A 471-nucleotide genomic window follows, 5' to 3' on the forward strand; every position below is an offset into this window, starting at 1 on the left:
TCAGCTTCCAAAACACTCACTCGTGTTCAGTTTTGAAAGAGCAAGTCTCTTTCGTATGCGTTTGGTGGCGATAGCGGAGGGGTTCCACACGTACCCATCCCGAACACGACCGTTAAGTCCTCCAGCGCCAATGGTACTTGGACCGAAGGGTCCTGGGAGAGTAGGACGCTGCCAAGCGGACAACCAATTCTTTGGTTGATTCAATGTTATGTTATATGGGCTTTTAGCTCAGTTGGTTAGAGCGCACCTCTGATAAGGGTGAGGTCGGTGGTTCGAGTCCACCAAGGCCCACCATATAACATTTAACAGAATAGTACCTTTATGGGGCCATAGCTCAGCTGGGAGAGCGCCTGCCTTGCAAGCAGGAGGTCAGCGGTTCGATCCCGCTTGGCTCCACCAAAATGATTTAAACTCAATACTTCTTTAAACTTGATCCTTGAAAACTGGATACCGAAACGAATTTGCGTTTTA

General features: G+C 48.6%; 2 tRNA genes and 1 rRNA gene. All 3 read left to right on the forward strand.

Annotation, left to right across the window (positions count from 1 at the left end):
• The first annotated feature begins 60 nt into the window (after window positions 1-60).
• The 3 genes from rrf (at window position 61) to ACQ76X_RS36280 (ending at window position 399) form a co-directional block, all read left to right on the forward strand.
• Window positions 61-177 (forward strand): 5S ribosomal RNA (gene rrf, locus ACQ76X_RS36270).
• Window positions 178-217: 40 nt separating this feature from the next.
• Window positions 218-294, forward strand: a tRNA-Ile gene (locus ACQ76X_RS36275).
• A gap of 29 nt (window positions 295-323) precedes the next feature.
• Window positions 324-399 (forward strand) — tRNA-Ala (locus ACQ76X_RS36280).
• Window positions 400-471 lie beyond the last annotated feature (72 nt).

The organism is Paenibacillus sp. IHBB 3054, assembly GCF_051594305.1.
In the GTDB taxonomy this organism is placed as follows: Bacteria; Bacillota; Bacilli; order Paenibacillales; family Paenibacillaceae; genus Paenibacillus_AQ.